The following is a 24,434-nucleotide window of genomic DNA, read 5'->3' on the forward strand; positions in this document are numbered from 1 at the left end:
CCCCTTGTTCCAAAAGCGGAAACAAGGGGATTGTACAGCAAAATGCATTATATAGTAAACAGGACGCTAGAAGCTCAGCAGCTCTATTTGAAGACAAGATCTATTCCGCAGTAGAGTAATGAGGATGCCGCTGAAAACCATGGTATCTTGTCCCCTGGTATGTCAGTAATCCTCTATCCCCTTCTGCACTCATTCCAAATTCATTCCCGTCCACCTTGAATTCCATCCGCGCACCATCTTGAGCTTCATAGGTTAAAAAGTAGGTCGTGCTGGTCCGGCTGGTCTGGCTCTCATCCTGAACCTGCTGCTGGCGGACTTCACTCCGTTTGCTGACGATGCGGGCGGGGATGGTTAGCAAGGGTGAACTGTTGTTGCGGCTCCATTGAAACAATCCCCTGCCCACTGATACAGCGACTATACCAATCATCACGACGAGGAAAATCGGTATCACCGTCCCGGTAAGATCAAACATCCAAGAAGGATCCGAGCCCATTCCCATGACTTATTCCCCCTTAATCCCCAAATACTTGCGGCTGCTCCCTGAGTCTCTTCAGGGTGCTTCTGTACATGTATATGCCCTTAACCGCAAATACAGCATCATAAATAAGAAAATCAGGGATACGGCAGCTGCTATTCTATAAAACATAAACAAAAAGACCACGCTGTCCTCAGTTTCGAGAACATATGTGGTCTTTACTATCTTCTATTTGATCTAACATATTAAGCATGTACAAGGTCAAGGAGTTGTTTGGTTTCGTTCTCTTCAACTGGAAGCATACCGTTCTCAGCCCAGCAGGCTCTGCATTGTTCTTCGGTTTCACACAGGTGGGCATCATCGCAGTTATAGCACAATTGCAGCAGGTTTCTAGTCGTATAATCCGTTTCAAAAGTTGTCATTGTAATCGCTCCTCTTCGGGATTAAAGTTTGTGAAAAAATGAACTTGCTTTCTATGTGTTAAATATATCACAGGATTCGCCGTTTGTCATGTGATTTTTTTCACATTTTTAAGGAAAATTTTAAATACGTTTTTTTTGCTTAATCATCTTTAGGTAAGCTAGGTTTAATATAACCTTTTAGTATAGCTTTCGTTCAGCGACTCCGCTACCTTGTCTGCACTTATACCAGGCAGCTTCACATGATCAGCTATCATCTGAGCAATATTCGGCAGCTTCTCTTTAGACATCCATGATTCAGGATTCCAGAGGCTGGAACGCTTAAATGCCTTGGCGCAATGACTATAGCACTCCTCTACTTCTATCACAATCCCGACAAGCGGATTGCGGCCATGGGATTCCATTTGCTGCAGCAGATTCTCGTCCTTGACGATATACGCACGGCCGTTCACCCGCAGAGTCTCTTCCAAGCCCGGTATCATAAAGATCAGACCAGCTCTAGGATTAGATAGCAGATTTCGCAGGGAATCCATTCTCCGGTTGCCCGGCCGTTCAGGAATGACCAAATGTCTGTCATCCAGAACAAGTACAAATCCTGGGGCGTCACCCCGGGGAGATACATCACAACGTCCCTCTTGATCAGAAGTAGCTATCATAAGCAGCGGCGACTGGGAGATAAACTGCCGGCAATGCCCATCGAGGATATGAATCACTTTGTTTTTTACGAGTTCGCCAGGGTATCCGAGGATAGTGCGCAATTCTTCTTCCGTTTGGATAGTCTCAAAGTCAGGCACCGTCTTCACTCCGTATGTAGGAATTTATGATACAGAATCTTTCTGCCCATTATATCACATAGAACGTGAACGTTTGAATGCTTCAAAAAAAGAAGGCTGCATGGGCAGCCCTCTTTTCTATCCGCAACACTACATCACCCGCCAGCTGACTCCTCCATTTGTTGTCTGGAGCAGAATCGATCTGCGGTCTACTTCTTTTTGGATTAGAAGCCAGCCTACATCGTCTGAGATGAACTGGAGCTTCACAATCTCCGGATATTCCAGCAGCTTGGATTGCAGTACACTGCTGGCAGGCAGTGATGTCCAAGTATGGCCCTGATTTACCGTTTTGTACATCAGATTTCCATTCAGGATCCAGCCGACCTCGGCATTTAAAAAAACAGGTGGCAGATGGCGGTTGATTCCAGTCTGGCTGCTGAGTGCAAAATTCACAAATTTCCAGTTCTCTCCACCATTCGCTGTAAAATAACCATTATAGGTAACGCTGTTTTTTTTATCAATTTGACAGGCTACCGGCAGCCAGCCGGAGGTGTTATCATCACCGAAAAACTCGGGTTCTCCGGTAATGACCTTATCGCAGCCTTCCCATTCTTCATTTACCAGAATTTCAGGTCCCGGATTCCAGGTTGTCCCGCTATCACTGGTCATATAAATTTTGGGCAGCGCACCCGTCTGGAGTGTCACAAATCCTCGGTTCATATCCTTAAATATCATTCCAGTGATAACCCCTGCCATAGGAATAGTATTGTTAGGCAGATTCGGATTATACTGCTCGTTCTGCATTACCATATTCCAGGTTGCTCCGCCGTCCGCTGTAACGTACAAAGCCTTGCTCTCCTTGGTGGCATTCGCATCCCAGGAGGTCATCAGCCAGCCGGTCTGCGGGGAATTAAAATAAATAGATGATATGGTATTAGAATCAGGAAAGGAAGACACTTTCCAGCTCCGGCCGCCATCTGTTGTACGCAGCACCACTGTCTCTGTCATGCCAAATGCGCTGCGGATAATCCAGCCGTTACTCGGATCCGTGAAAAAAATCTCTTCGCCGTAAACCGGATTGGACAGGAACTGCACATTGGCAGACGGTGATATATTAGCCCATGTCCCGCCGTTATCCCTGGTCATATAGATCCGCAGCTCATTTTTGGTGACGCCCCAGGCCAGACCCACCGATGGATTCAACAGCCGGAAATCAGTCAGCCGGGTCTGAATTTGATATTTAGGTGCACTATCATTCGTCACGTTCTTGGCATCACCAGGTGTAATCAGGGTTATCGTCTGCCCCTCTTCCGGCGCTTCCGTCGGCTGTGGGGGCTGGGATGGCTCAGGCACCGGGGATGAAGAGCAGGCCGAGAGGATCAGCAGGATCATGAGAAAAGCAATCGCTGTTCTCAGAAGCTTGAAGCCTGTTGTTTCGGATGACAAGACTCTCTCCCCTTTTCGTATCTTGATTATTTTCGATTCAATTTACTGTGTTTGTATCCGTACAGCCAATAAATCAGCAGGCCGATAATCAGCCAAAGGATAAAGCCGATCCAAGTCTCTCTGCCCAAATTATACATCAAATACCCGCAGGCTGCTGCACTTAGCAGTGGGATGAACGGTACCCATGGTACTCTAAAGCCTCTTTTAAGGTCTGGGTGAGTCCGGCGCAGCACAATAACACCGAGTGATACGACCAGAAACGCAAAGAGTGTACCGATACTGGTCAGATTAGCCAGCCGGTCGAGTGGGACAAAGCCGGTCAATACCGCGATAATCCCTCCGACCACCCAGGTGCTGCGTACAGGTGTATGAGTCTTCGCATTGACCTTGGATAAAATCTCCGGCAGCAGCCCGTCCCGTGAGATGGCAAACAAGAGCCGGGTCTGGCCAAACAGCAATACGAGCAGAACCGTTGTCATACCGGCAATAGCGCCAATTGAGATTAATCCGGCAATCGTATTCTGATTTACGAAACGCAATGCGAAGGAAACCGGATCACTTACATTCAGGCTCTGGTAGGGAACAATACCGGTCAGTACCAGGGAAACAGTAATATAGAGAACCGTACAGATCGCAAGCGAAGAAATAATACCAATCGGTAAATCCCGCTGCGGACGTTTGACCTCCTCAGCTGCAGTTGACAGGGCATCAAAGCCGATATAGGCAAAAAATACGGTGGCTGCCCCATTCACAACCCCTTGGAAGCCAAACGGAAGAAATGGTGTCCAGTTTTCCGGTTTCACGTAGAACACGCCGGTAAAGATGAACAGAAGCACCACAGATAACTTAATGACAACCATAATAGCATTGAACCGGGCTGTTTCTTTGACCCCGCGGGTTAATAAATAAGAAATTAGCAAAATAATAATCACAGCGGGTAAATTAATAAAAGTTCCTTTGTCCGCATTATAAGCCCCGGAGAGCGCTGTGGGCAAATGTACTCCGAAACCATCCAGGAGTCCCTGGAAATACCCGGACCAACCGCTGCTAACCGCCGCAGCCGCAACTCCATATTCGAGTACCAGATCCCAGCCCAGGATCCAGGCCAGCAGTTCGCCAAAAGAAACATAGCTGTAAGCATAAGCGCTCCCGGATACCGGAAGTGTAGAGGCGAACTCTGAATAACAGAGTGCTGAAAGCACACAGGCGAATCCGGCCAGTACAAAGGATAATACCAGTCCGGGCCCGGCATGCTGTGCAGCTGCAACTCCTGTCATAACAAAAATGCCGGTGCCTATAATCGCTCCTACACCGAGTGTAGTGAGATCAAGTGCCCCCAAGGTTTTGCTGAGGTTGCCGGCATTATCACTAAGAGGTGCAACCAGCGGTTTTTTGCGGAATAAATCCATACTTCTTTTCGCTCCTGTCGATAGTAGATGTGTGTGCCTTACTAGGGTGAGGTGGTCAGCAATTTGATGCCCAGCCCTACAAAAATAACTCCGGCAGCAAGATTGGCGCCCTCTTGCATACGAGGCTTCTCCAAAAACTTACTGCTGAATGCACCTGCAAAATATGCAAGCAGTCCAAAAATCAAAAAAGTCAGAATAATGAAGACCAGTCCCAGCACTACCATTTGCAGCGGTACAAAGCCATGATCATAATTCACAAATTGCGGCAGAAAGGTGAGAAAGAAAATCGCTACCTTCGGATTGAGGATATTCATCAAGAGTCCTTTCCGCAGCAGTACACGCTTGTCTTTCTTCTCTCCTGCCTGCAGTACCATTGCCGTTTTGCGGTACTTTAGGGATTTAAAAGCCAAATTGAACAAATAAACCGCCCCGGCAATCTTGAAAACCGTAAAAAGCACCGGTGACGTAGTCACAATGATCGAGAGCCCAAGTGCAGCGGCCAGTGTATGTACCGTGTTTCCCAGTGCCAGACCGGCAGCTGTATAAACTCCCGCCCTGCGTCCATTCGTAATCCCCTGAGTCACAGCAAAAATAAGATCCGGTCCAGGAATCAAAATCAGCAGCACTGCGGCTCCAATAAACAAAAACAAGGTGGATATCGTAAACATAATTCTCTCCCTTCTGCCAAATATTATAGTTAGCATGCCCGTTTTCGGGTAATGGATTAAAAACAGGATGCTTGAAAACACTATCCTTAGCGATTATGATGTTTAAGATTGGACACAAAAAATTCAAACTCGGAGGAGATGTAACAATGGCCCCCCCATTCAAGCCCAATCGTGTCGTGGTTATCGGCACAGGTGCAGTAGGAACGACAACTGCTTATACCCTGCTTCTACGCAGACGCATGCAAGAATTGGTACTCATAGATGTTAATCATCAGAAAGCACTTGGTGAAGCACTGGACATGAACCACGGCATGCCTTTTGTCGGCGGTGTGAAGCTATGGGCAGGTACCTACGAAGATTGCCGGGAAGCGGATATTATCATTGTAACCGCCGGTGCATCCCAAAAGCCTGGTGAGACCCGAATCGATCTTCTGCGCAAAAACATCTCGATCTTTAAAGACATCATCCAAAAAATTACGAAATACAACCAGCACGCCATTCTGCTGATTGCAACGAACCCGGTCGATATCCTGGCTTACGCCACCCTGAAAATCAGCGGCTTCGACCGCAGACGCGTCATCGGCTCCGGTACAGTGCTCGATAGTGCACGATTCCGTTATCTGATCGGGAAGCATAAAGAAATCGATCCGCGCAGCATTCACGGTCAAATTATCGGTGAACATGGAGATTCCGAGCTTCCGGTATGGAGCTTGTCCAATGTCGCCGGAATTGATCTCGGCTTCGACGAAGCCGAACGCCAGGAAATCTTCGAAGACACCAAAAACGCCGCTTACGAAATAATCGATGCCAAAGGTTCTACTTCTTACGCAATTGCGCTGGCACTTGACCGTATTGTCGTCTCTATCCTGGACAATGAAGGCGCTGTGCTCAACGTCTCCACCCTTCTCAACAACTATAACGGGGTCTCGGATGTGTTCCTGGGTGCTCCATGTGTGGTTGACCGCTCCGGAGTACGCGAAGTCCTTGATTTGCCGCTCAGTGAGGAAGAACAGGCATTGTTCCGGAAATCGGGAGAAAAACTCAAGGCGGAAATCTCCAAGCTTGAACTCTAAACAAAAGTGTTTATGCATAAACACAGGGCTATCTTCTGGCCGCTTCACACGACCAGGGGATAGCTTTTGTTCTGTGGAGCTGCACACAAAAGAAACCGTCCTTCGAGTGTATGGCATACCACCACTGCTAAAGGACGGAGTTTACTCACCATGTCATCTTGATAATATAACATGAAACATTTTTGCCTGACAATGATAATAGTATCTTGGTTGCAATTAACATTCCGCTTGAATGAGAGAAGGAAAAATGATCCGCAGACTGGCGCATTTGCTCCAGCTTGCGGATCATTTCTGCATTATCTGATGACAGGGCGTTTGTAATATTCCCGCAAAACTTGCTCTGCTTCTTTACCATAGATGTCAAAACCGACATTGGAAGAGGCTTCCTCAGCCTTATACAAGCGAGTGCTCCAGTCCCACCAGAAGAATCCCGCAAACCAGGGTTCGTCCCAGAACGTTTCAAGCGCCGAGCGGTAAAAATTCGCCTGCTCCTCTTCGGAAGCGGGAAGTTCTTTATGCGTAAAGTCCCATGGCATAGTAGCGCAGCCAACCGCGCTGCGGCAGCCGATTTCAATAAAGACCAGCGGCTTGCCGAACCGCTCAGCCAATGCCCTCAGCCGCGGCTTCTGTTCCTCCCAGGCCAGGCGCATGTTCTCATAGGAATCACCCGGAACGGAGGCTACCGGATAATAGGCGCTTGTTCCAATATAGTCCACAGCATCAAGCCATTCGATGCCCTCCTCTTTGCCGTGATTCGCATTGTATACGATCGGACCGGTATATAAGCTTTTAACCTCACCTATTAAATGTCGCCACTCTGTTTCCCTTGACTCTGTCGCCACCATTTCACAGCCGATACAGAACATCTCACATTCAAGCTCCTCTGCCAGCTCTGCGTAATGCTTGATGAAATTCGTATAGGATTTAAACCAGGCTTCCCAGTAACTGTCCCCTTCCTCGGGAAAACCGATCCGCGCTCTCCAGATGCCGTCCCTTGAATTTACTACCGGCTTCAGGCATACCTTCAGCCCCAGCTCCTTCGCCAGACGCACAGCATGCTCAATATCCCGGTCAGTCATCGTATATCCGTAATCAAAATAAATATTTGTTGAATGCACCGTATCTTGCCATGTCCAGAAGGATAAAGCAATCCATTCACTTCCGGTCTCTGCCAGTTTACGCAGTGAATCCTCCGCATATGGCTGTCTAAACGCCCCTCGCGTTGATTCCCAGCCATAGGTCATTCCTTTAAAAAACAGTTCTTTCACAGTCCAGTCCTCCTATTAAATGATCGTAACTTGCTTCTCTCAACGCTGCTTATAATAAAAGTTTTTATACCTATCTTTTGTTAGGATAATTCAAAAACAATGTAATAACAAGTTATTTATTTATGAATTATGAGAAAGGCTAATGCAGCAATAATGTAAAGACAAAAAAAGCCGGCGAACTGTTTAGTCCGTCGGCTGTTCCGAGATAAGTTAACATAACTTAGATTATGTTACTTTGATGCTGAGTCTTCCATCATTGGCATGCTGATTTGCAGTTTGGCCATCGCTTCTTCTTTCTCGCGGCTCGTAATATGTGTATACACTGTTGTCGTTTGAATAGACGAATGACCCAGCAGCTCCTGAACCGTACGCAGATCCGCCCCTTTGCGCAGCAGCATAGTAGCGAAGGAATGCCGCAGCTTGTGACTTGAATAGGGCCGGCGGTGCGCCTCAGGTACACCATTCTGGAACCGTCCAAATGTATCGGCTGCGATCCCCTGGATACCACGGATGGAGAGCCTCCGGCCTTTTTGGGAAATGAACATCGCTTCCTCTTTGCTGCGCCACGGGGTTAGCCGCTCTTTCATTGCCTGCTCCAGATAAGGGGCTACATCCTCCGGAACCGGAACATTGCGCCATTTCCGCCCTTTCCCGAATACACGGAGTAAGCGGCGTTCCGCGTTGTAATCACTCAGATTAAGCGTATGAACCTCCCCTACCCGCAGTCCCATATAGGACATGAGTAAAAAGACAGCCAGATTGCGGCTGCGGTATTTGCCGTTTATAGCAGATAAAAACCGCTGCAGGTCGCCTTCATCCAAATAGACAGGTTCACGGTTCTTTTCAGTTTTGGACTTCTTGATGCCTGCCGCCGGATTGACACTAAGCAGCTCAAGCTCAATCAGTGCTTTGAACAGGCAGTTAATCGAGGCATGTTTGCGGTTACGTGTAGCATCACTCACCCCTCGTTCACGTACAGAAGTCAGGTAGGAAACGACATGAAGTTTTTTGACGGATTCAAGCGGCTTGGAGTTTAGGCCCTCCAGGAACTCGCGTACATCGGCCAGATAGGATTTCTGTGTATATGCTGTATAACCGGCATCCTTCATCCAGATCAGAAAAGCCTCCAGCTCTTCCTCATAGTCTGATTCTGAATTATTCATCACTATCCCCCATTTCCGAAATCCTATTGTACCATAGACACAATCCCTGTAAAATCAATTCTCTATCCTATTTCACCTTACGTGAATCTCAGCTGTTGGCCGCCTCTTCCCGCCACTTGAGAGCATGTGTCTGAACTATATTTAAGAATTCATTAAGTGCAGGTGAAATCCATTTTTTGTGATGATAGACGATTTGAGTGGCTACACGCTGTGCTTCGTCATTCCAATTCAGCCGGGCCAGCTTACCCTCTGCCAGCTCACTTCTCACCGTTATCAGCGGCAGGAAGGAGATCCCCAGTCCCGACATCACACACTGCTTAATCGCTTCAATACTCCAAAATTCCAGATTCGGATCGGGAAATACGCCGTGACTGTTCAAATGACGTTCAAAAAGTGTCCGGTAGGTGCAGCCCGTCTCGGTATGGAGAATGGTTTCATTTTTTAGATCCGTCGGTTCAACCTCCGCCGCATTTATTAGCGGGTGATTCAGCGGCGCTATCATGGTCATGGCCTCATGAATCAGCGTTTCACATTGTAAATCCTTATACTCCGTCTCCGGCTGAAGCAGAAAAGCAAGGTCAAGCTCACCTGTACGGACAAAATCGGTCAGCTCCCAGCAAGCGCCGGGCTTCAGCGTAATCTGAACCTGCGGATGACTGCCGCGGAATTCCTTAATAATTCCCGGCAGCCGGAAGGCCGCCAGCGATTCAGGCGCACCAATGCGCAGGACACCGGACAGCTCCGTCTCTGAGCGCAGCGCATCGCGCGCCAGCGAATGCATCCGCGAGATTTCCTGCGCATAGGGTAGTAAGCGGCGTCCGGCATCGGTGAGCATGATTTTTTTGCCGATCCGGTCAAATAAAGGCTGGCCGAGCTCAGCCTCCAGGGACTGGATCTGTGCTGTAATACTGGACTGGGCATAGTCCAGCTTCTGGGCGGCCCGCGTGAAACTGCCAGCTTCCACTACAACCAGGAATGTGAATAAATGCCGTGATTCCATAGAACGTTCATACCCTCCCCTGATTCATGTTATTATCGGTATTTTGAATGGATAGTATTTAATAATTCCGTTTTTCCAATGGATTCATTATCTGATACTCTATACTTAAATACAAGGAAAGCGGGACTATTATATGAAGGAAAATCATTCACTGAAGCGTAATATAGGGATGCCGCAGGCAATTGCCCTTTACATCGGCGCCGTCCTTGGATCGGGGGTACTGATTGTACCCGGTCTGGCGGCGGAAATGTCCGGCCCGGCTTCCTTGCTGGCCTGGGGGTTCATGACCCTGCTCATTCTGCCCCTGGCGTTGTCTATGGGACTGCTCTCCGCCAAATTCCCGAACGCAGGCGGGGTGTCGTATTTCGTCACTTTGGCCTTCGGCCCGAAAGCCGGGAGCCTGGTCGGTTGGTTCTTTCTGATGTCCGTTCCGATCGGCGGGCCGGTAGCTGCTCTGACTGGAGCCGGTTATATGACAGCAGCCCTTGGATGGGGTGACGGCGCAAGAATTGCGATTGCTGCAGGCATGCTGGCCATCGGACTGATCACGAACTGGATCGGCATGCAGGTAGCGGGCAAAGTACAGATCGCTGTCGTAATCGCCATTATTGCCGTATTGGTCTTCTCCTTCGCCGCAGCACTTCCGCGGATGGAAAGTGCACATTTCACACCCTTTATGCCTCACGGCTGGACCAGTATCGGGCAGTCGGCAGCCATTCTTTTCTGGTGCTTTATCGGCTGGGAAGCAGTATCGCATCTGTCTGAAGAATTTAAGGACCCGCAGCGTGCCGCGGTTAAAGGCGTCACAATTGCCGCCATTATCGTCGGAGTCCTCTACTTCCTGTCGGCCCTGGCCACCGTCGGCACCCAAAGTTACCTCCGGGGCGGAGCAGACTCCTCGCTGGTCTGGATCATCAGCCAGCCGCTGGGTTCATGGGGCGGATTCATAGCGGGGCTAACGGGGCTGTTCATCTGTACAGCCACGATTATTGCTTATACCGGTGCAGCTTCACGTGTGGCTTTCGCGTTGTCCCGTCAAGGTTATGCCCCGAAATGGATGGGCCGTTTATCGGAGCGGTATCAAACACCTACCGGGGCTATCGGTTTTTTGCTGGCCTGTTTTGCAGCCGTATTATTCCTGTATGGCAGTGGTCTATTGTCCATTACAACCTTGATCCAGTTTCCGAATGCCACTTTCATTTTGACCTATATCGGCGGCTGCGCTGCTGGCATCCGGCTGCTCAAAGGCCACCGTCCCGGTGTCATAATCAGCTGGATTTCTTTTGCGGCTACGGTGGCTGTGTTCCCTTTTACCGGCTGGGCGATTGGCTATCCGCTGGTCATCACTGCGGTTTTCATAATTATTGTCTTACTAAGAAATAAACATGCTTCTATTGCTGACCTGTCTGAGGTAAATACCCAGCAGGAGAAGTCCAAAGTAATCTAAAAATACACAAACCCGGTTATCTCATACAAACAGGCCGCGTCGTCCTTAACGTTCAAGGATAACGCGGCCTATTCTCTTTTCCATCCTCGAATTTCCACGGCAAAAACAGCTGAGGTCTGATTAAGTGTGTACTTGCCGTCTCCGGTCGTCCATGTCGCAAAATAAGTGTAATAATATACTCCACTCTCTTTAGGAGCTGCAAACCCGCCTTCTGATAAGAGTACGGCTTCGTACGAGTTGTCGTCCTTCATCTCTGCTACATTAACCTTGGATGGCTGGGGCTGATAATCAAGTAGTAATCACGGCAGCCCAGATAATCACAGCAATAACTGTCTTGGACTACAGGAATTTCTGCAGCCCCGGCTATTACTTTGGGTAGCGGAGGCTGTCCCCTGTATGTAATTTCCGCCTTTGGCTCATCCTTTAGTTCAGGCATTTCCGTTTTCTCTGCGATGGTTTCGGTCATAGGTTGCCCGCTGCAGCCAGCCAACAATAAGAATAGTACGGCCACAGCTGCTAATTTCCGGCCGATTATCATAGTAATCACCTCACCTCAACATAAACGCAAAATATGGAAAAATGTTGCTGACACTCTAAATTCTCAGCCCGGCTGTTATGCCTAAAATCAAAGAATCCATGGTTTCAGAAAGTATAAATATGGTTATGGATTGGAGAGAGTCTACCTATATTCAGATAAAAGGAGAGATACACTTACTATGTCAGATAAAAAGATCATTCTAGAGCCTGCCGCCCTAAAATTTGCCAATGACAACGCGGAGCCCCCTTTTCTGCCCGATCTGGGTCCGGAAAAAGGCCGTGAGACTGTTAATAGCGTACAATCCGGCGACATTTATAAGCCAGAGGCTGACATTCAGGATCTTACGGTCACTGGTGGTCCCGGTGGTGAGGTGCGGGTGCGAATTCTCCGTCCGCAGAATACATCTGGCGATGCTCTCCCTGTAATTCTGTATATCCATGGCGCAGGCTGGGTATTCGGCAACAGCCATACCCATGACCGGCTCATCCGTGAACTGGCTGTCGGTGCTGAAGCAGCTGTAGTATTCCCGGAATACAGCCTCTCTCCGGAAGCCAAATATCCAACTGCTATCGAAGAAATCTATGCCGTGCTGGAATGGATTGCCCGGGACGGCGCTGAGTACGGACTGGACAGCGGAAAATTGACGGTAGCCGGTGACAGTGTCGGCGGTAACATGACAGCGGCCATTACACTGATGGCAAAAGAACGCAGCGGGCCGAAGATCGCCAAGCAGCTGCTCTTCTATCCGGTTACGGATGCCTCATTTGATACCGAATCCTATCACTTGTTCGCCGAGGGATATTTCCTCCAGCGGACAGGCATGCAGTGGTTCTGGGATCAGTACACTACTAGTCCCGAGGAACGCGCACAAATCACTGCCTCCCCTCTCCGTGCTAGTCTCGAGCAGCTTAGCGGTCTGCCGGAAGCCCTGATCATTACCGGAGAAGCAGATGTACTCCGCGATGAGGGCGAAGCCTATGCCAATAAATTGCGTGAAGCTGGTGTGGCCGTAACGGCTGTGCGTTTCCAGGGTATCATCCATGATTTTGTTATGCTGAATGCACTGGCGGATACAGAGGCCAAAAAAGGCGCGTTGCTGCTGGCAACCGCTTGGCTGAAGCAATAAATCCTGTCACTACAGATTATAATAGCCTGGCCAGCCCGGAATTCTCCGAGGCTGACCAGGTTTTTTAGTGTGCCTATGAACTAAAATGACTTACTTGTTTACATATTTAATATTATGTTAACTTTATAATGTTTTTCCATAATCAAGAAACTTTATTGTAATCAGGAAGTCTACTTCATATGAGAAGAACTAAGGAGTTGAGCTGCTTGTCAAAATCCAAACTTGGTCTTACAGCAATTCTGGCCTCCGGCCTGCTTGTTTACAGTATGGCTTCTATAACAGATGCCAGATCATCAATTATCAATCCTCTGAATACCCGCTCTGCCCTTTTCGCAGCTGCAAAGGCCTCCCCATCCTCAAAACCTGCAGCCATTCAAGTGCGCTGGCAGGCAAAAGCAGACGGAGGCGGATTCAGTGCCGGGAAACAGCCCGTCTCGAACGGCGTCATCTATTATTCAGCCAACAACATCCTATACGCCAAACATATCAGCACAGGCAAACTGCTCTGGTCTTATAGAAATGCTGCCGATCCGCAAATTGTAACGAACAACTCAGTCTTTGTCTTCGCTAACAGTGATCATTTGCTGAAAATCTCCGCCACTACCGGCAAGCTGATCTGGAAGGTTAAGGTAGCCCGGCTCCCAATGGAAGTCGGCGGGCAAGCCCGTCTGATTAACGGAAAAGTAATTTTTGCCAATGAGCGCGGAGGCATTATCGCCTACAATCCAGTCTCAGGCAAGAAGCTGTGGGAAAATCCGAATATTCCCATGTACGCTGGAAGCATCTACGGTGAATATAAAGGGGTTCTAGTCGTATCCAGCACAGTCGATAATATCCGCTCGCAATTTTATGGTTTGGACCCGGCAACAGGTAAGAAGTTATGGAGAACCGAAGGGATATATAATCTCATCTCTGCAAATGCAGAAAATTTCGTGCTGCAGAAGCGGTCCGTGGAGCAATACAAGACAGTAACGGCCCCTGTACAGGGCCATTTGCTTACTCTGGTACAATTGGACCCTGCAACCGGAAAAATAACAGGGGAGGAAAACTATCAGCCGCTGGATGATGTCAGACGAACAGGCAGCTTCTACACGTTTATCCAAAATCCTTATATCTATGCGGCAAGTGAAGATGCTGATCAGTCTGAAATTTCGCTTACCCGCTTTACACGCGGCCAGGGGGACTCCGCTGCTTCCAAAAGCTATGACGGATTCGGAAGCTGGGTTGCCGGCCCTGTGGAGGGAATGGCATTTTTCCAGCAAGGCACCAAATTAACTGGAGTCAATCTTGCAGATGACCGTATTGTAACGTTCAATTCCCCCTCCAGCAAGGTTGTCAAAGTGGAAAAGAAAGATCATTATGTATTTGCAAGCTATGAGGACGGCAAGTTCTCGGTCATGGATGCGGAGTCTGGAGCATCGCTCGGCCAGTTTAACACCGGATTATCCTATACTTATTTCGGCAATGTAACCATTGATAACGGAACAGCGCTGATTCGGTTTGAAAGTAAACTGTTCGCAGTCTCTTTGCCGAAATAAAAGAAAAGGACTTCCCTCGGAAGTCCTTTTAACTGTCTATCGAATCGACCGCAAATATTCCCCTATTCTTCGGGCAGCCTCAAGAAGCCGTGCTTCATCCTCAACTAGGGCAATTCTTACAAAGCCTTCCCCTCGTGCCCCAAAAGCATCGCCAGGGATGACCACCACGCCGCTCTTCAGCACCAGCTCATGTGCAAACTGCCGTGACCGTCCCTCCAGTTCTGTAAAAGCGTATCCTTCAGGCAGCGGTGCCCAGATGAACATCGTTGCAGCGGGACTGGGAACGGCCCATCCTTCTCTGGTTAGCGCTTCAACAAAAAGATTCCGCCGGCGCTCATAGAGCGGGGCCACCTCAAGCTGGCCATCCCCCTGCATCGCCAGCTCCAGCGCCAGCACCGCAGCTTCTTGCACCGGATTGAACACACCATAATCTACATTGCTTTTTAGCTCCCTAAGTGCTCCAACGGCTTCACGGTTGCCAGTCATAAAACCGATACGGCAGCCGGCCATATTAAAGCTTTTGGAAAAGGAATGGAACTCCACTGCCGTATGTATTGCTTCAGGCACCTGCAGAATGCTTATCGGGCGGTAACCACCAAATCCCATCTCGGAATAGGCGAGATCATGAATGATCAGTACATCCCATTTGTGCGCGTATGTAACCAGCTTCTCCATATAAGCCAGGTCTACGGTTACTGAAATCGGATTTCCGGGGAAGCTGAGCAGAATAAAGACCGCTTCCTGCCATACTGCCTCCGGTATGCTGTCCAAATCCGGCAGGAACGCATTTTCCTCGAGCAACGGAAGCGGCCAGGCTCTAACTCCGGCTAATGCCAGCGCTCCTGTATAAATCGGATAACCCGGGTCAGGTACAATCGCGAGGTCACCCGGATTACATAATGCTAAGGCGAGATGGGCCAAGCCATCCTGCGAACCCATTAACGACACCAGCTCTTCCTCCGGGTCAACCTCTACCCCAAACCGCCAGTTCATCCACTCCGCTGCCCGCTTACGGAATTTAGCACTTCCTTTGGAAGCCGGATAAGCATAACTATCCTCTCTAAGCACTGCCGCACTTAAAGCTTGGCGAATTTCTGGAGCTGGCGCCTGATCGGGGCTGCCGATTCCGAGATCAATCACATCCAGACCTGAACTCCGTGCTTCCTCCTTCCAGCTGGCTACCTCCGAAAATATCGATGAGCCTAAATGTGAAAGCTTGTCCGATCTCCATTTTTGCCTGGAGGCTGCTTTGTCTGTTTTCAAAACTCTCCACCTGCCTGTTTTTGAATCATTATAGCATGGGTCGGGAATAGATGGGGTAGGCCAGTTATCAGATGGTATAAAATAGTAATTTCCACTCTTTTTTAACCAGGCACTTGTGCGTGAACTGTAATTAAAATTGATTTAAGGTGAAATAGCGTATAATTTATGTTATACGCTGTTTTTTCAGCCCAAAATGAGCTGCTTTTTGACCAAAATGACGAGCCATTTAAACAGGCGATACTCTTAATAACTTTCTCAACAAAATGGAAAGCAGGCTTTACATTTATTGTTTTTAATGATATTTTAATTATGGAAAGCATACTTTCCATCTTACGCAGTGAGGTGATTCTTTGAAAAACAGGCTTGAGGAAATACGCAAACAGCACGGTATTAAGCAGGAGGAGCTTGCAGCAGCGCTTGAGGTATCCAGACAGACGATCGGCTCGCTCGAAAATGGGAGATACAACCCTTCCATCATTTTAGCTTTCAAAATCGCCCGTTATTTCAACCTGTCCGTTGAGGAGATTTTTATCTACGAGGAGGAACAGAAATGAGAAGATCATCGGCTTTCTACGCAGTACTGCTGTTCATCGGAATCTGCGCAATTGCAGCAAGCTTCTTTTTTAACAATGAGGAATTCAAGGCTCTCTCGGGTACGTTGATCGGCATCGGGGCGGGCAGTGCAGGGGTTAGCATATCCAGTTTATTAATGAACCGTGCAGCACGCAAAAACCCTGAGCTTGAAAAGCAGGCCGCCATCGATTATAACGATGAACGGAATACGGTTATCCGTAACCGGGCCAAAGCCAAGGCTGCAGACATCACGCAATGGCTGATCATGGGGATCGCCTATATTACGATTCTTATTTCAGCCCCTTTATGGGTGACACTTGCTGTAGTTGTAGTATTTTTGATTTACCATTTCATGAGTCATTATCTGATGGTTCAATACCAGAAAAGTATGTAAAACACTGCAGCGCCAGCCCGCAGGTCAATGATACCTAACGGCTGGCGCTGCCTGTGCTTCAGTTGTTAAACCGCTAATTCCACAATCTGATAACATCAACCAGCTCAGCCCCGTTAAAATCCAGCCTGTATACATCCGGTTTAGACATGTTTAGCAGGAAATCCAAATCGTACTTTTTGTCATAATGATTCATAATCAAAGTCATTACGGCTCCATGTGTGCCTAAAGCTATCTTCCGTCCGTCATAATTCTTTAATAACTCATCTAAAACGGTTACAGCCCGGCTCTGACATTCGGCATTCGATTCTCCCCCCGACAAAGAAAAATCAGGATCAATAAAAGACTTCGCCAATAGTGGAATTAACTCCTCATCAGGCAAGCGTTTATCTTCATTTAAGAAGATTCTTTCTTTGAGGTCTTCGTATAACAGCACCTCTCGGCCGCTGGCACCAGCCAAATCCTCGATGGTTAGAATCGCCCTTAGATAAGGGCTTGAGACAAAAACCTCTATATCTTCTTGTTTCAATAAATCAGTTACTTGAAGTGCGTCCCTTTTCCCTTTTTCCGTCAAACCTCTGGTTCTTTCGTTTGTGCTGCTCTCATTCATAGGTGATTCACCATGTCTTACCATATAAACCGAAGTGTGCATAGCTTCCTCCTGATATATATTTTTTCGGATGATTAATGAAATACAACTTTCACACTATATTAGAAATAACTGGTATGTCAATGTGGAAAGTACTAGTCTTGCCAGGACAGGCATAGGATAGGGTATTACGAGTGAAGGTGGGAAACCTTATGTCCAAGAATAAACGCGGCAAAGCACTCTGGCGGATGCCGTCCCGCAGCAGAGGAACCTGTCCAATCTGTGGAAGCACACGGATTAAACTGCTCTATATCGGCAAAAGTGCCGACGGCGGCAAGCTAGATGTCTGCAAAAAGTGTGACGGCAAGCAGGCGGTTTAATCTCTAAGCCCTGCTTAACGCAGGCTGTGTATAGCACTCATAATAAAGGGGAGCACCGTTTTGTACGGTACTCCCCTTTATGATTACATTCAAGTAAAATCCTGCAATTCATGCTGAGGTACCCAGTTGCGTATGCCGTTATCCTCCAGAATCCCTAAGGTCACATCCGAAATATGCGGATCAGCCAGCAGCTTGTCCCTCACCTGGAACTTGATATCGTCTGCATCAGCCAGCGATAAGCCCCGCCGCAGCTCGATCAGGCCTTCTACATGATAATAACGCCCCTCCTGCAGAATCCGCATCTGAAAAATATCAGTAACCTGCGGCTCGCCGAAGATGATCTTCGCTATCTTATCTTCGATTTCCGGTGGAGCGGCAACACCGATCAGTCCAACCATATTGTCATAACCTACACGGAAGGCTACCCCGATCATCATAAAAGCAATTAAAATGCTCGTGATTCCGTCAAGCAGATGAAAATCACTCAGCGCGGTGACTAGTACGGCAATCATGGCCAGCAGCCCCCCTGTTGTTGCCACCAGATCTTCATAGTAGACAAGCCGGGTCGGGGGAGCCGCCCGTTTCACATTTTTGAGTGACACTGTAAGCTTGCCCAAGCCCTTGGCATCAACCCGTGCTTCATGCAGCACTTCGTTCATCGCCTTCACCCACACAAAACCGTCCGCGGCAATCGACAGCAGCAGGACCAGCACATTGATCCAATAACCGCTGCTCTCCTCTACAGGATGCTTCAGCAGATGGAACCCTTCCAGCATCGTTTCATACGCCATAACCGTAACGACAATGACCGCGACCATGCAGAACAGGTTGATAACCCGTCCGAAGCCGTCGGGGAAGCGGCGCGTGGGCCTTTTCTCCGCCAGCACACTGCCCGTAAAAACAAACATCTGATTGACGGCATCGGCAATCGAATGCATCATGGTTGCGAACATCGAACCGCTTCCGGTCAGAGCAAAAGCAGCCCCTTTAACTATTGCAATACAAGTATTGCCTATAGCTGCCGATCCTGAGGATCTGTTGCCTTTTTTGATCAAGCTTCCAATCGTTTCGCGTTTCTCGTCCATAATTCTGGCAGCCTCCTTGCGCATTTGTCCATTTACCGGCACATCCGCACCGCAAATGATATCCGATTTGTTGTCCACTCAACCTATGTACTTATTTAACCTTGTGAGGGCAAATCCTATCACTTGCATATAGAGGAGACTGTCATCAACTGCAGCACTCCTTTACTGGAATCCCGTTTTAATCCACAGTCTGGAAATATCGAGGAATCCGAAGGATCCGGTGTGCAGGCCGAATAAACTCTGATTTAGCTGCGCTCTTTTGTTCATATGGCATCCATAGAGTAGCCATGCATTGTCGCGGAGAACGTCTTCCATTTGCTCGAGCAGGCGGCATCTGCCATCTTCAGGCAGCTCTGCAAAGTGCTCAAGCTCTTGCTCTATTCTGTCGCGCTGGCTGTCTTCCAGCAACACATGAAGATGATTAGACTTGTTCACAAAATAATTAATCATCCCCCACTGCCAGTCATCCTCCAGCACTTCTTCCGCAAACACAAAATCAGCCTGGCACATGATTTCTTTCAGGTTATAATCCTGGTAATCCAGCAGTCTGAATTGCAGGCCAATCTCGGCTCCGCGCCGCTGAAGCCATTCCGCTTCCTCCCGCTCATCTTTCTTGCGAAGATATCCAAGGATAATGACTTCACCGCTATAGCCGCTTAAATCAAGCAGCTGTTTCGCCTGTTCAAGTGAAGGTTCAACCCATGTGCTCTTCCGGCTTCTCCAGGGAAGGAAGCTGTCAGCAGGGGTAATCCGGTTACCTCCGAGTTCTCTGATCAACGCAAGCGGGTGATATAGAAGTCTCATTGCCTGACGAAAATGAAGATTGTGCTGAAATCCATTTTTGCGGAAATTGGAGAGGATGTATCTGCATCCCAGGGCCGGATAGTCAATGCTGTTATTAGTACATGGCTCCGAGGACGGGCGGAATTCCTCTACTTCCGGAAGCTGGTAATGGCGTTCACTGGCCCTCTGATCCGGCAAATACCAGATCTCAACCCGGTCCAGGAGTGGCCGGATGCCGTAATAATCATCAAATGCAGCAAGCACCAGAACATCATCACTCAGATTCATCACCCGGTATGGCCCCGTTCCGAGTGGTTTTTCCGCAGAAAACTCCACATCACAGGGAAGAACCGACATATAGATTGAACTCAGCAGGTGCAGGAAAAAGCGGTTTGGCCTGGACAGATCAAAGCGGATACGGTGATCCCCTAGCAGCTCCACACCAGAAATGTGACGGAAGTGCCACAAGGCCGGACTATTCCGATCCTTTAGGCTCTGCAGCGTCTCCTTGACATCCCTGGCTGTCATGACCCGGCCATGATGGAACCGCACACCTTTGCGCAGATAAAAAATATAACTGGTATAGGTCTCATTCACTTCCCACATGTGGGCCAGAGCCGGTAAAAACCTGCCGCCGGATGGTTCATAAGTCACCAGTGTGCTGTACATTTGACTGATCAGAAAGGCTTCAAAAGCGGTATATACACAGGAAGGGTCCAGCCTCTGCATATGCCGGTTGCGTGAGATCCGCAGGACATCAAGACCCTCTGTCGATTCAGTCTCACTGTGATAGCCCATTTGTTTGTTCAGCATGGTCAACAGTCTTTCCTTCAAAGGGCCGTTTACCTCAGGCAGACCGATCAGGTCTATGCCCTGCTTAATCTTCCCCCTGCCGATAAGCTCCTGCAGAGCATCTTCCAGTACCTCATCCACGCTGCGTACAAAGGTCAGTTCGGAAATATGGCCTCTGCCTCTTCCCGGCTGCCAGTGAATAAACGACTTTTCTTCAAGCTTGCGCAGGATAAACTTCACATTCCGCGGGGTGCAGCAAAGAACCAGTGCCAGCTGTTCAATACTTACCATCAGGGGCTCATGTATTCTAAAAGGGGTATTAATCTCGGCGGCCAACCGGAGAAAATGAGAGATGTTGTTATCCAAGATTATCACTCCTTTAAAGGTGAAAGGGATTGTGGAAAACTTACACTTTTACTTCCCCCTTTTATCATTACAATTATACATAACAAAGCGTTGATTAACAGTCCCAAAAATCCGAAAACAGACTAGGAGATCTACAAGCTTATGAAACAACATCTACAGCATATTCATCCATTGGCGTGGACAATTATTATCGGGACCATGTTCGGCCGGCTGGTAACATCGATGAGCATTCCTTTTTTATCGATTTATTTGACCCAGGTGCTCGGCGCTTCCCCGACACAGACAGGCTTTACAGTAGCGGTTAGCTCGCTCGCAGGCGTGATGATCAGCTTCTACGGCGGGTATATCTCGGATGTGATCGGGCGCAAAATCGTCATGCTGGTCTCTGTATTCGGCTGGGCCTGTGTCTTCTTCGGCTTCTCTGCCGCACAGCATTTGTGGGTATTTTTCCTCGTGAACACATTGAACGGCATCTGCCGCGCTGTATTCGAGCCTACCTCTCGCGCGCTGCTCTCGGATATTACGCCGCCTGAGCACAAGCTGCTCGTATTCAACTTGAGATACGCCGCCGTCAATCTTGGTGTAGTCTTCGGTCCGATCATTGGTCTTCAGCTGGGTTCAGCTAAGTCGACGTTTCCCTTCCTGATTGCCGGAATCGTCTATATCGCTTATGGACTGGTACTGTTCGCGCAGTTCCGTGTGCACCATTCTACGCTGCCGCAGCGTTCGGAAGTTCATGCACCTAAACTGCGCGCAGCACTGGCTACCGCCGGCCGGGACCGCGTATTCCTTCCCGTGCTTCTCGGTACCATCTTCTGTGTGCTGGGTTATGGACATTTCAGCTCCACACTGGCGCAGTATCTGGCGATGAATACACATTTTACAGATGGCGGGAAGGTCTTCTCGTATATGCTGTCGCTAAATGCAGTGACCGTGCTGGTCGTCCAATATCCGATTGTCCGCACAGCCAGCAAGTTTTCGCCGATTGTCCCCCTAATCCTCGGGAACATCTGCGTAGCGGTGAGTATGCTTCTATTCGGAATCGCCGGAGGAGTGGCTCTCCTCATGACCGGTGTCATCCTGTTCACGATCGGTGAAGTACTGCTCTTCACGATGATGGATATGCTCATCGACCGGATCGCCAAGCCGGAGTGGAAAGGCACTTACTTCGGAACGATCGGCTTCAACGGTCTGGGCGGCGTTATGGCTCCTATCCTTGGCGGAATGCTGCTGGATCAGTTCGGTGCCGCTAACGGTCCTGCAGTGTTTGTGCCGCTGGCACTGACTACCGCCCTCGGGCTTCCGTTTCTGGTCACTGCTCATAGAAGATTTAAGGCCAGGGAGCTGGCCGAATCCGTAATCGTCAAGCCATCCAGCGTTAAAATGGGCTAATGTTAAAAGAACATAAAGTATTAGACTGACCCTATAAAATGAAACAGCGACAGTAAAGGACGAGAATTAAGTCCTTTGCTGTCGCTGTTTCATTCAACTAATGTTCCCCCGTTAGCTGAACAGGCGGCGCTCGGCAGCCTCCAAGTGCTTAAAAATCATAAATTGCATTTTCTTCGCGAATAGAGTCAACTTGGTAAAGTGGGATATATTTATCAGAAGGTAGGAGCTGGTAATTCATCAATTTTCAAACGAAGTAAACCATAAGGTTTTTGTCGCAGGTCTTTTCCATAATGAAATCTTGCCTGCCGATGTAACTGGTTCACAATAACATATAAGTATCGATCCGGACCTATAGAAAAAGTATCCGGCCATAAAATTCTCGGATCATGAGCGATGGTTTCCATTATTCCATTCGGCAATATCTTTCGAATACTATTGTTTTCATAGTCTCCAGCGTAAATGTTTCCTTTAGCATCGGTGATCATTCCATCTGACGCACCTTTTTCTCCCCAATACTTCACGTGATACTGTAAATTCATATCCGGTATCGCTCTGTCTCTTAAGGCTTCCGTTGAGATCGAGTATAGATGACGACTGCTGAGCGGACAAAAAAATAAAATCCTTCCATCAGGGGAAATCGCTATACCATCAGAGGCCAATCGAAAAGGTGAAGTGGTGCCGTCTGGGTTTCGATTCATCAAAATTTCACCTTCCACTTTCGGTAAAAAATACGGATCGGGTGAAGTTGAATTTGCTCCACTTAACCGTCTATACGCATCCCCAGTTTCTAAATTTAAGACTATAATAGCGCCTGGACCTTTGGAAGAAGAATCCGTTATATAGGCGTATCCTGATTTACCCACACGAAAATCAAATCGGACATCATTCAGATACGTTGTCGGCAGCACTACATCTTCTGCAAACGTATATACTTTTCTTATTGTGTTTGTTTTCAAATCTACAGCGACTAATTTTGCCCCTCCTTTAATAGGCTCAGAAAAATTTGGTGCTGCCGTATCCAGTATCCAGAGGGTTCCCCTACCATCAGCAACTACACTTTGGACACTGATGAAAGACATCGTAATATTCAAAGGGTTTATCAAATTCTTTTCTAAATTAGGATAAGGCTGCAACCGACCCTCAACCATTTCCGCTACCGTAAATCTAACGTCATCTCCCCATTTCGGAAAGCAAATGAAGATACGGCCGGTTTCTGATACACTAACGCCTGTAGGCATAGCCCCAAAGAATGAATAAACGAGTTCAAACTTTCCGAAATATTCTTCCATAGATAACATCGGTTTTATGGTATCCTCCCCAACATATTTGAATAGATAATAACTAATAATATGTTTAAGATTTCTTCTAATGCCTGGCTCTTATTTATTCTTTTTCGAATTCATGTGGCCATGAAAAGTACCGGCTTGTTATGGAAACCGATCGTGAATTGGTCCTGTTCCTCGTCGTTAACGCTAAGCACATCAAAGCCGTCCCCGTCAGGAAAGCTCTTGGAAAATATTCTAGACATCTAAAAAATAAAAAGCTCCGGCACCAGCCGAAGCCTTCAGACGGAGACTCTCCGTGTCTATGACAAATACCTTTCTCCGAGCGTCAAAGCAGGTCATTTTCCCATGCGGACAGGATCGGCGTAAGTTCGGAAACATCATCCGCATCGTCTACTCGACATCGATAGACGACCATACCTTGAGATTAGTGATCCTGACTCCACTTGTATCTGTAAAAGAAGGTGAATCTCTGCCAAGCCTATCTGCGCAATACCGTTTTATTGTTGGTCCGGCAGACGTAATGCGTTTGCAGAAGTTTGCGCTTGATCTAAAAATTCCTCTGCTCGGGTCAATTGCTGCCGGGCCGTCTCCAAAGCTTGAGAGTTTGTTGCTGCATTTGACTCACTTATCGAGCTTATCGCCTGATTTAAAGCCGTTTGCACCTCAGAAACTGCGTTAGATGCATGCTGCTCCAGCGTATTGCCGCTCGAGTTAAGTGCGCCTTCTGCCGGTTTTTTTGCATTTTGGGTGGCTAGATCAATTTTGTTTTCATTTGGCAAAGCCAGTCCTCCTCCCTTAAGCAAAGATCATTAATTTAAACAGAAATAAGTATTTGATTAGTATTTTGTTTATATTCCTGCGACTGCATGGGAATATCAGTATAAAACACTATGCGTCTGTTAAATCTAACGTTGATGAAAAAAAGGAGGTGATAGTTCTTCAATGAATACGCAAACGCTAGCGCCGCACGAATCGATGGAACTGCATGAAGCGTTAAACTTTAAAACGCTCTGCCTCGCTAAGTCAAAACTTATGCAAGGCTTGGTTTTTGACCAAGAGCTAAAAGCGTTAATGCAGAAAGACGTAATTCAATCCGCGCAACAGATCGCGGAGCTGCAAGCGATCTACGCAAGAGCTCCTTTCCAAGCTCCTGTTCCGAATAGCCCGACACCTATAACACATTAAAGGGGA

The 24,434-nt window shown here is 48.1% G+C and carries 26 protein-coding genes; 9 read left to right on the forward strand and 17 right to left on the reverse strand.

The window, feature by feature from the left end; translation table 11 throughout:
* Positions 1–100: 100 nt before the first annotated feature.
* From QU597_RS15390 to QU597_RS15415, 6 genes are all read right to left on the reverse strand, one after another.
* Positions 101–493 (reverse strand): DUF2500 domain-containing protein, encoded by a 393-nt coding sequence (locus tag QU597_RS15390; RefSeq protein ID WP_310833332.1) that lies wholly within the window; start codon positions 491–493, stop codon positions 101–103.
* A 227-nt stretch (positions 494–720) separates the two neighbouring features.
* On the reverse strand, positions 721–897 hold the full coding sequence (locus tag QU597_RS15395; RefSeq protein ID WP_167347614.1) for a hypothetical protein: 177 nt from the start codon (positions 895–897) through the stop codon (positions 721–723).
* A gap of 164 nt (positions 898–1,061) precedes the next feature.
* On the reverse strand, positions 1,062–1,688 hold the full coding sequence (locus QU597_RS15400; protein WP_310828826.1) for a pyridoxamine 5'-phosphate oxidase family protein: 627 nt from the start codon (positions 1,686–1,688) through the stop codon (positions 1,062–1,064).
* Between the two features lie 129 nt (positions 1,689–1,817).
* Entirely contained in the window at positions 1,818–3,113 is a 1,296-nt protein-coding gene (locus tag QU597_RS15405; protein ID WP_310828827.1) for a WD40/YVTN/BNR-like repeat-containing protein, read from the reverse strand.
* A 26-nt stretch (positions 3,114–3,139) separates the two neighbouring features.
* A complete protein-coding gene (bcaP, locus tag QU597_RS15410; protein WP_310828828.1) occupies positions 3,140–4,522 on the reverse strand; it encodes a branched-chain amino acid transporter BcaP in 1,383 nt (460 codons plus the stop codon).
* Positions 4,523–4,563: 41 nt separating this feature from the next.
* A complete protein-coding gene (locus QU597_RS15415) occupies positions 4,564–5,190 on the reverse strand; it encodes a LysE family translocator (protein WP_206100251.1) in 627 nt (208 codons plus the stop codon).
* Between the two features lie 146 nt (positions 5,191–5,336).
* Between QU597_RS15415 and QU597_RS15420 the strand changes: the two genes are divergently transcribed.
* Positions 5,337–6,263, forward strand: a complete 927-nt coding sequence (locus QU597_RS15420; protein WP_206100252.1) for an L-lactate dehydrogenase — start codon at positions 5,337–5,339, stop codon at positions 6,261–6,263.
* Positions 6,264–6,559: 296 nt separating this feature from the next.
* Here QU597_RS15420 and QU597_RS15425 read toward each other — a convergent pair whose 3' ends face one another.
* The 3 genes from QU597_RS15425 to QU597_RS15435 all read right to left on the reverse strand — a co-directional run bounded on the left by QU597_RS15425 (position 6,560) and on the right by QU597_RS15435 (position 9,694).
* Positions 6,560–7,531, reverse strand: a complete 972-nt coding sequence (locus QU597_RS15425; protein WP_310828829.1) for a glycoside hydrolase family 113 — start codon at positions 7,529–7,531, stop codon at positions 6,560–6,562.
* A gap of 230 nt (positions 7,532–7,761) precedes the next feature.
* Positions 7,762–8,694 carry a tyrosine-type recombinase/integrase gene (locus QU597_RS15430; RefSeq protein WP_310828830.1) on the reverse strand — a complete coding sequence of 311 codons (933 nt, stop codon included), beginning with the start codon at positions 8,692–8,694 and terminating at the stop codon, positions 7,762–7,764.
* 88 nt (positions 8,695–8,782) lie between these two features.
* Entirely contained in the window at positions 8,783–9,694 is a 912-nt protein-coding gene (locus tag QU597_RS15435; protein ID WP_310828831.1) for a LysR family transcriptional regulator, read from the reverse strand.
* Positions 9,695–9,827: 133 nt separating this feature from the next.
* Between QU597_RS15435 and QU597_RS15440 the strand changes: the two genes are divergently transcribed.
* Positions 9,828–11,141: an APC family permease gene (locus QU597_RS15440; protein ID WP_310828832.1), complete on the forward strand. Its 1,314-nt coding sequence runs from the start codon at positions 9,828–9,830 to the stop codon at positions 11,139–11,141.
* A 256-nt stretch (positions 11,142–11,397) separates the two neighbouring features.
* Here QU597_RS15440 and QU597_RS15445 read toward each other — a convergent pair whose 3' ends face one another.
* Positions 11,398–11,607, reverse strand: a complete 210-nt coding sequence (locus tag QU597_RS15445) for a hypothetical protein (protein WP_310828833.1) — start codon at positions 11,605–11,607, stop codon at positions 11,398–11,400.
* A 250-nt stretch (positions 11,608–11,857) separates the two neighbouring features.
* Here QU597_RS15445 and QU597_RS15450 point away from each other — a divergent pair, with 250 nt between their 5' ends.
* A complete protein-coding gene (locus QU597_RS15450; protein WP_310828834.1) occupies positions 11,858–12,805 on the forward strand; it encodes an alpha/beta hydrolase fold domain-containing protein in 948 nt (315 codons plus the stop codon).
* 206 nt (positions 12,806–13,011) lie between these two features.
* Positions 13,012–14,343: an outer membrane protein assembly factor BamB family protein gene (locus QU597_RS15455; protein WP_310828835.1), complete on the forward strand. Its 1,332-nt coding sequence runs from the start codon at positions 13,012–13,014 to the stop codon at positions 14,341–14,343.
* 36 nt (positions 14,344–14,379) lie between these two features.
* Here QU597_RS15455 and QU597_RS15460 read toward each other — a convergent pair whose 3' ends face one another.
* Entirely contained in the window at positions 14,380–15,606 is a 1,227-nt protein-coding gene (locus QU597_RS15460) for an aminotransferase class I/II-fold pyridoxal phosphate-dependent enzyme (RefSeq protein ID WP_310828836.1), read from the reverse strand.
* 350 nt (positions 15,607–15,956) lie between these two features.
* Between QU597_RS15460 and QU597_RS15465 the strand changes: the two genes are divergently transcribed.
* Positions 15,957–16,160 carry a helix-turn-helix transcriptional regulator gene (locus tag QU597_RS15465; protein ID WP_039873665.1) on the forward strand — a complete coding sequence of 68 codons (204 nt, stop codon included), beginning with the start codon at positions 15,957–15,959 and terminating at the stop codon, positions 16,158–16,160.
* Entirely contained in the window at positions 16,157–16,573 is a 417-nt protein-coding gene (locus QU597_RS15470) for a hypothetical protein (RefSeq protein WP_310828838.1), read from the forward strand. The genes QU597_RS15465 and QU597_RS15470 overlap by 4 nt, the downstream gene beginning before the upstream one ends.
* A gap of 73 nt (positions 16,574–16,646) precedes the next feature.
* Here QU597_RS15470 and QU597_RS15475 read toward each other — a convergent pair whose 3' ends face one another.
* Positions 16,647–17,222, reverse strand: coding sequence for a histidine phosphatase family protein (locus QU597_RS15475; RefSeq protein WP_310828840.1), 576 nt, complete (start codon positions 17,220–17,222; stop codon positions 16,647–16,649).
* Between the two features lie 149 nt (positions 17,223–17,371).
* Here QU597_RS15475 and QU597_RS15480 point away from each other — a divergent pair, with 149 nt between their 5' ends.
* Complete coding sequence (locus QU597_RS15480) at positions 17,372–17,539, forward strand: hypothetical protein (protein WP_167347615.1); 168 nt, start codon at positions 17,372–17,374, stop codon at positions 17,537–17,539.
* Between the two features lie 89 nt (positions 17,540–17,628).
* On the opposite strand, the gene QU597_RS15485 is transcribed toward QU597_RS15480, so the two are convergent.
* Positions 17,629–18,624 carry a cation diffusion facilitator family transporter gene (locus QU597_RS15485; RefSeq protein ID WP_310833333.1) on the reverse strand — a complete coding sequence of 332 codons (996 nt, stop codon included), beginning with the start codon at positions 18,622–18,624 and terminating at the stop codon, positions 17,629–17,631.
* Between the two features lie 162 nt (positions 18,625–18,786).
* Positions 18,787–20,565, reverse strand: a complete 1,779-nt coding sequence (locus tag QU597_RS15490; protein ID WP_310828841.1) for an ABC transporter substrate-binding protein — start codon at positions 20,563–20,565, stop codon at positions 18,787–18,789.
* A 141-nt stretch (positions 20,566–20,706) separates the two neighbouring features.
* Between QU597_RS15490 and QU597_RS15495 the strand changes: the two genes are divergently transcribed.
* Positions 20,707–21,957, forward strand: coding sequence for an MDR family MFS transporter (locus QU597_RS15495; protein ID WP_310828842.1), 1,251 nt, complete (start codon positions 20,707–20,709; stop codon positions 21,955–21,957).
* A 212-nt stretch (positions 21,958–22,169) separates the two neighbouring features.
* On the opposite strand, the gene QU597_RS15500 is transcribed toward QU597_RS15495, so the two are convergent.
* From QU597_RS15500 to QU597_RS15510, 3 genes are all read right to left on the reverse strand, one after another.
* On the reverse strand, positions 22,170–23,255 hold the full coding sequence (locus QU597_RS15500; RefSeq protein ID WP_310828843.1) for an L-dopachrome tautomerase-related protein: 1,086 nt from the start codon (positions 23,253–23,255) through the stop codon (positions 22,170–22,172).
* Between the two features lie 101 nt (positions 23,256–23,356).
* Positions 23,357–23,485 (reverse strand): hypothetical protein, encoded by a 129-nt coding sequence (locus tag QU597_RS15505; RefSeq protein ID WP_310828844.1) that lies wholly within the window; start codon positions 23,483–23,485, stop codon positions 23,357–23,359.
* Between the two features lie 255 nt (positions 23,486–23,740).
* The gene (locus QU597_RS15510) at positions 23,741–24,022 is read right to left on the reverse strand and encodes a hypothetical protein (protein WP_310828845.1); all 282 of its coding nucleotides are present in this window, start codon (positions 24,020–24,022) and stop codon (positions 23,741–23,743) included.
* A gap of 163 nt (positions 24,023–24,185) precedes the next feature.
* Between QU597_RS15510 and QU597_RS15515 the strand changes: the two genes are divergently transcribed.
* Positions 24,186–24,428 (forward strand): spore gernimation protein GerQ, encoded by a 243-nt coding sequence (locus QU597_RS15515; protein ID WP_310828846.1) that lies wholly within the window; start codon positions 24,186–24,188, stop codon positions 24,426–24,428.
* Positions 24,429–24,434 lie beyond the last annotated feature (6 nt).

It is taken from the genome of Paenibacillus pedocola (assembly GCF_031599675.1).
Lineage (GTDB): Bacteria > Bacillota > Bacilli > Paenibacillales > Paenibacillaceae > Paenibacillus_AQ > Paenibacillus_AQ pedocola.

Bases quoted from the DNA above. Each gene is read 5' to 3' on its own strand.
- QU597_RS15440 (WP_310828832.1), top strand. From the start codon at position 9,828: ATGAAGGAAAATCATTCACTGAAGCGTAATATAGGGATGCCGCAGGCA.
- QU597_RS15470 (WP_310828838.1), top strand. From the start codon at position 16,157: ATGAGAAGATCATCGGCTTTCTACGCAGTACTGCTGTTCATCGGAATC.
- QU597_RS15450 (WP_310828834.1), top strand. From the start codon at position 11,858: ATGTCAGATAAAAAGATCATTCTAGAGCCTGCCGCCCTAAAATTTGCC.
- QU597_RS15515 (WP_310828846.1), top strand. From the start codon at position 24,186: ATGAATACGCAAACGCTAGCGCCGCACGAATCGATGGAACTGCATGAA.
- QU597_RS15420 (WP_206100252.1), top strand. From the start codon at position 5,337: ATGGCCCCCCCATTCAAGCCCAATCGTGTCGTGGTTATCGGCACAGGT.
- QU597_RS15495 (WP_310828842.1), top strand. From the start codon at position 20,707: ATGAAACAACATCTACAGCATATTCATCCATTGGCGTGGACAATTATT.
- QU597_RS15415 (WP_206100251.1), bottom strand. From the start codon at position 5,190: ATGTTTACGATATCCACCTTGTTTTTGTTTATTGGAGCCGCAGTGCTG.
- QU597_RS15475 (WP_310828840.1), bottom strand. From the start codon at position 17,222: ATGCACACTTCGGTTTATATGGTAAGACATGGTGAATCACCTATGAAT.
- QU597_RS15395 (WP_167347614.1), bottom strand. From the start codon at position 897: ATGACAACTTTTGAAACGGATTATACGACTAGAAACCTGCTGCAATTG.
- QU597_RS15430 (WP_310828830.1), bottom strand. From the start codon at position 8,694: ATGAATAATTCAGAATCAGACTATGAGGAAGAGCTGGAGGCTTTTCTG.
- bcaP (WP_310828828.1), bottom strand. From the start codon at position 4,522: ATGGATTTATTCCGCAAAAAACCGCTGGTTGCACCTCTTAGTGATAAT.
- QU597_RS15445 (WP_310828833.1), bottom strand. From the start codon at position 11,607: ATGACCGAAACCATCGCAGAGAAAACGGAAATGCCTGAACTAAAGGAT.
- QU597_RS15505 (WP_310828844.1), bottom strand. From the start codon at position 23,485: ATGTCTAGAATATTTTCCAAGAGCTTTCCTGACGGGGACGGCTTTGAT.
- QU597_RS15390 (WP_310833332.1), bottom strand. From the start codon at position 493: ATGGGCTCGGATCCTTCTTGGATGTTTGATCTTACCGGGACGGTGATA.
- QU597_RS15480 (WP_167347615.1), top strand. From the start codon at position 17,372: ATGTCCAAGAATAAACGCGGCAAAGCACTCTGGCGGATGCCGTCCCGC.
- QU597_RS15500 (WP_310828843.1), bottom strand. From the start codon at position 23,255: ATGTTATCTATGGAAGAATATTTCGGAAAGTTTGAACTCGTTTATTCA.
- QU597_RS15435 (WP_310828831.1), bottom strand. From the start codon at position 9,694: ATGGAATCACGGCATTTATTCACATTCCTGGTTGTAGTGGAAGCTGGC.
- QU597_RS15485 (WP_310833333.1), bottom strand. From the start codon at position 18,624: ATGGACGAGAAACGCGAAACGATTGGAAGCTTGATCAAAAAAGGCAAC.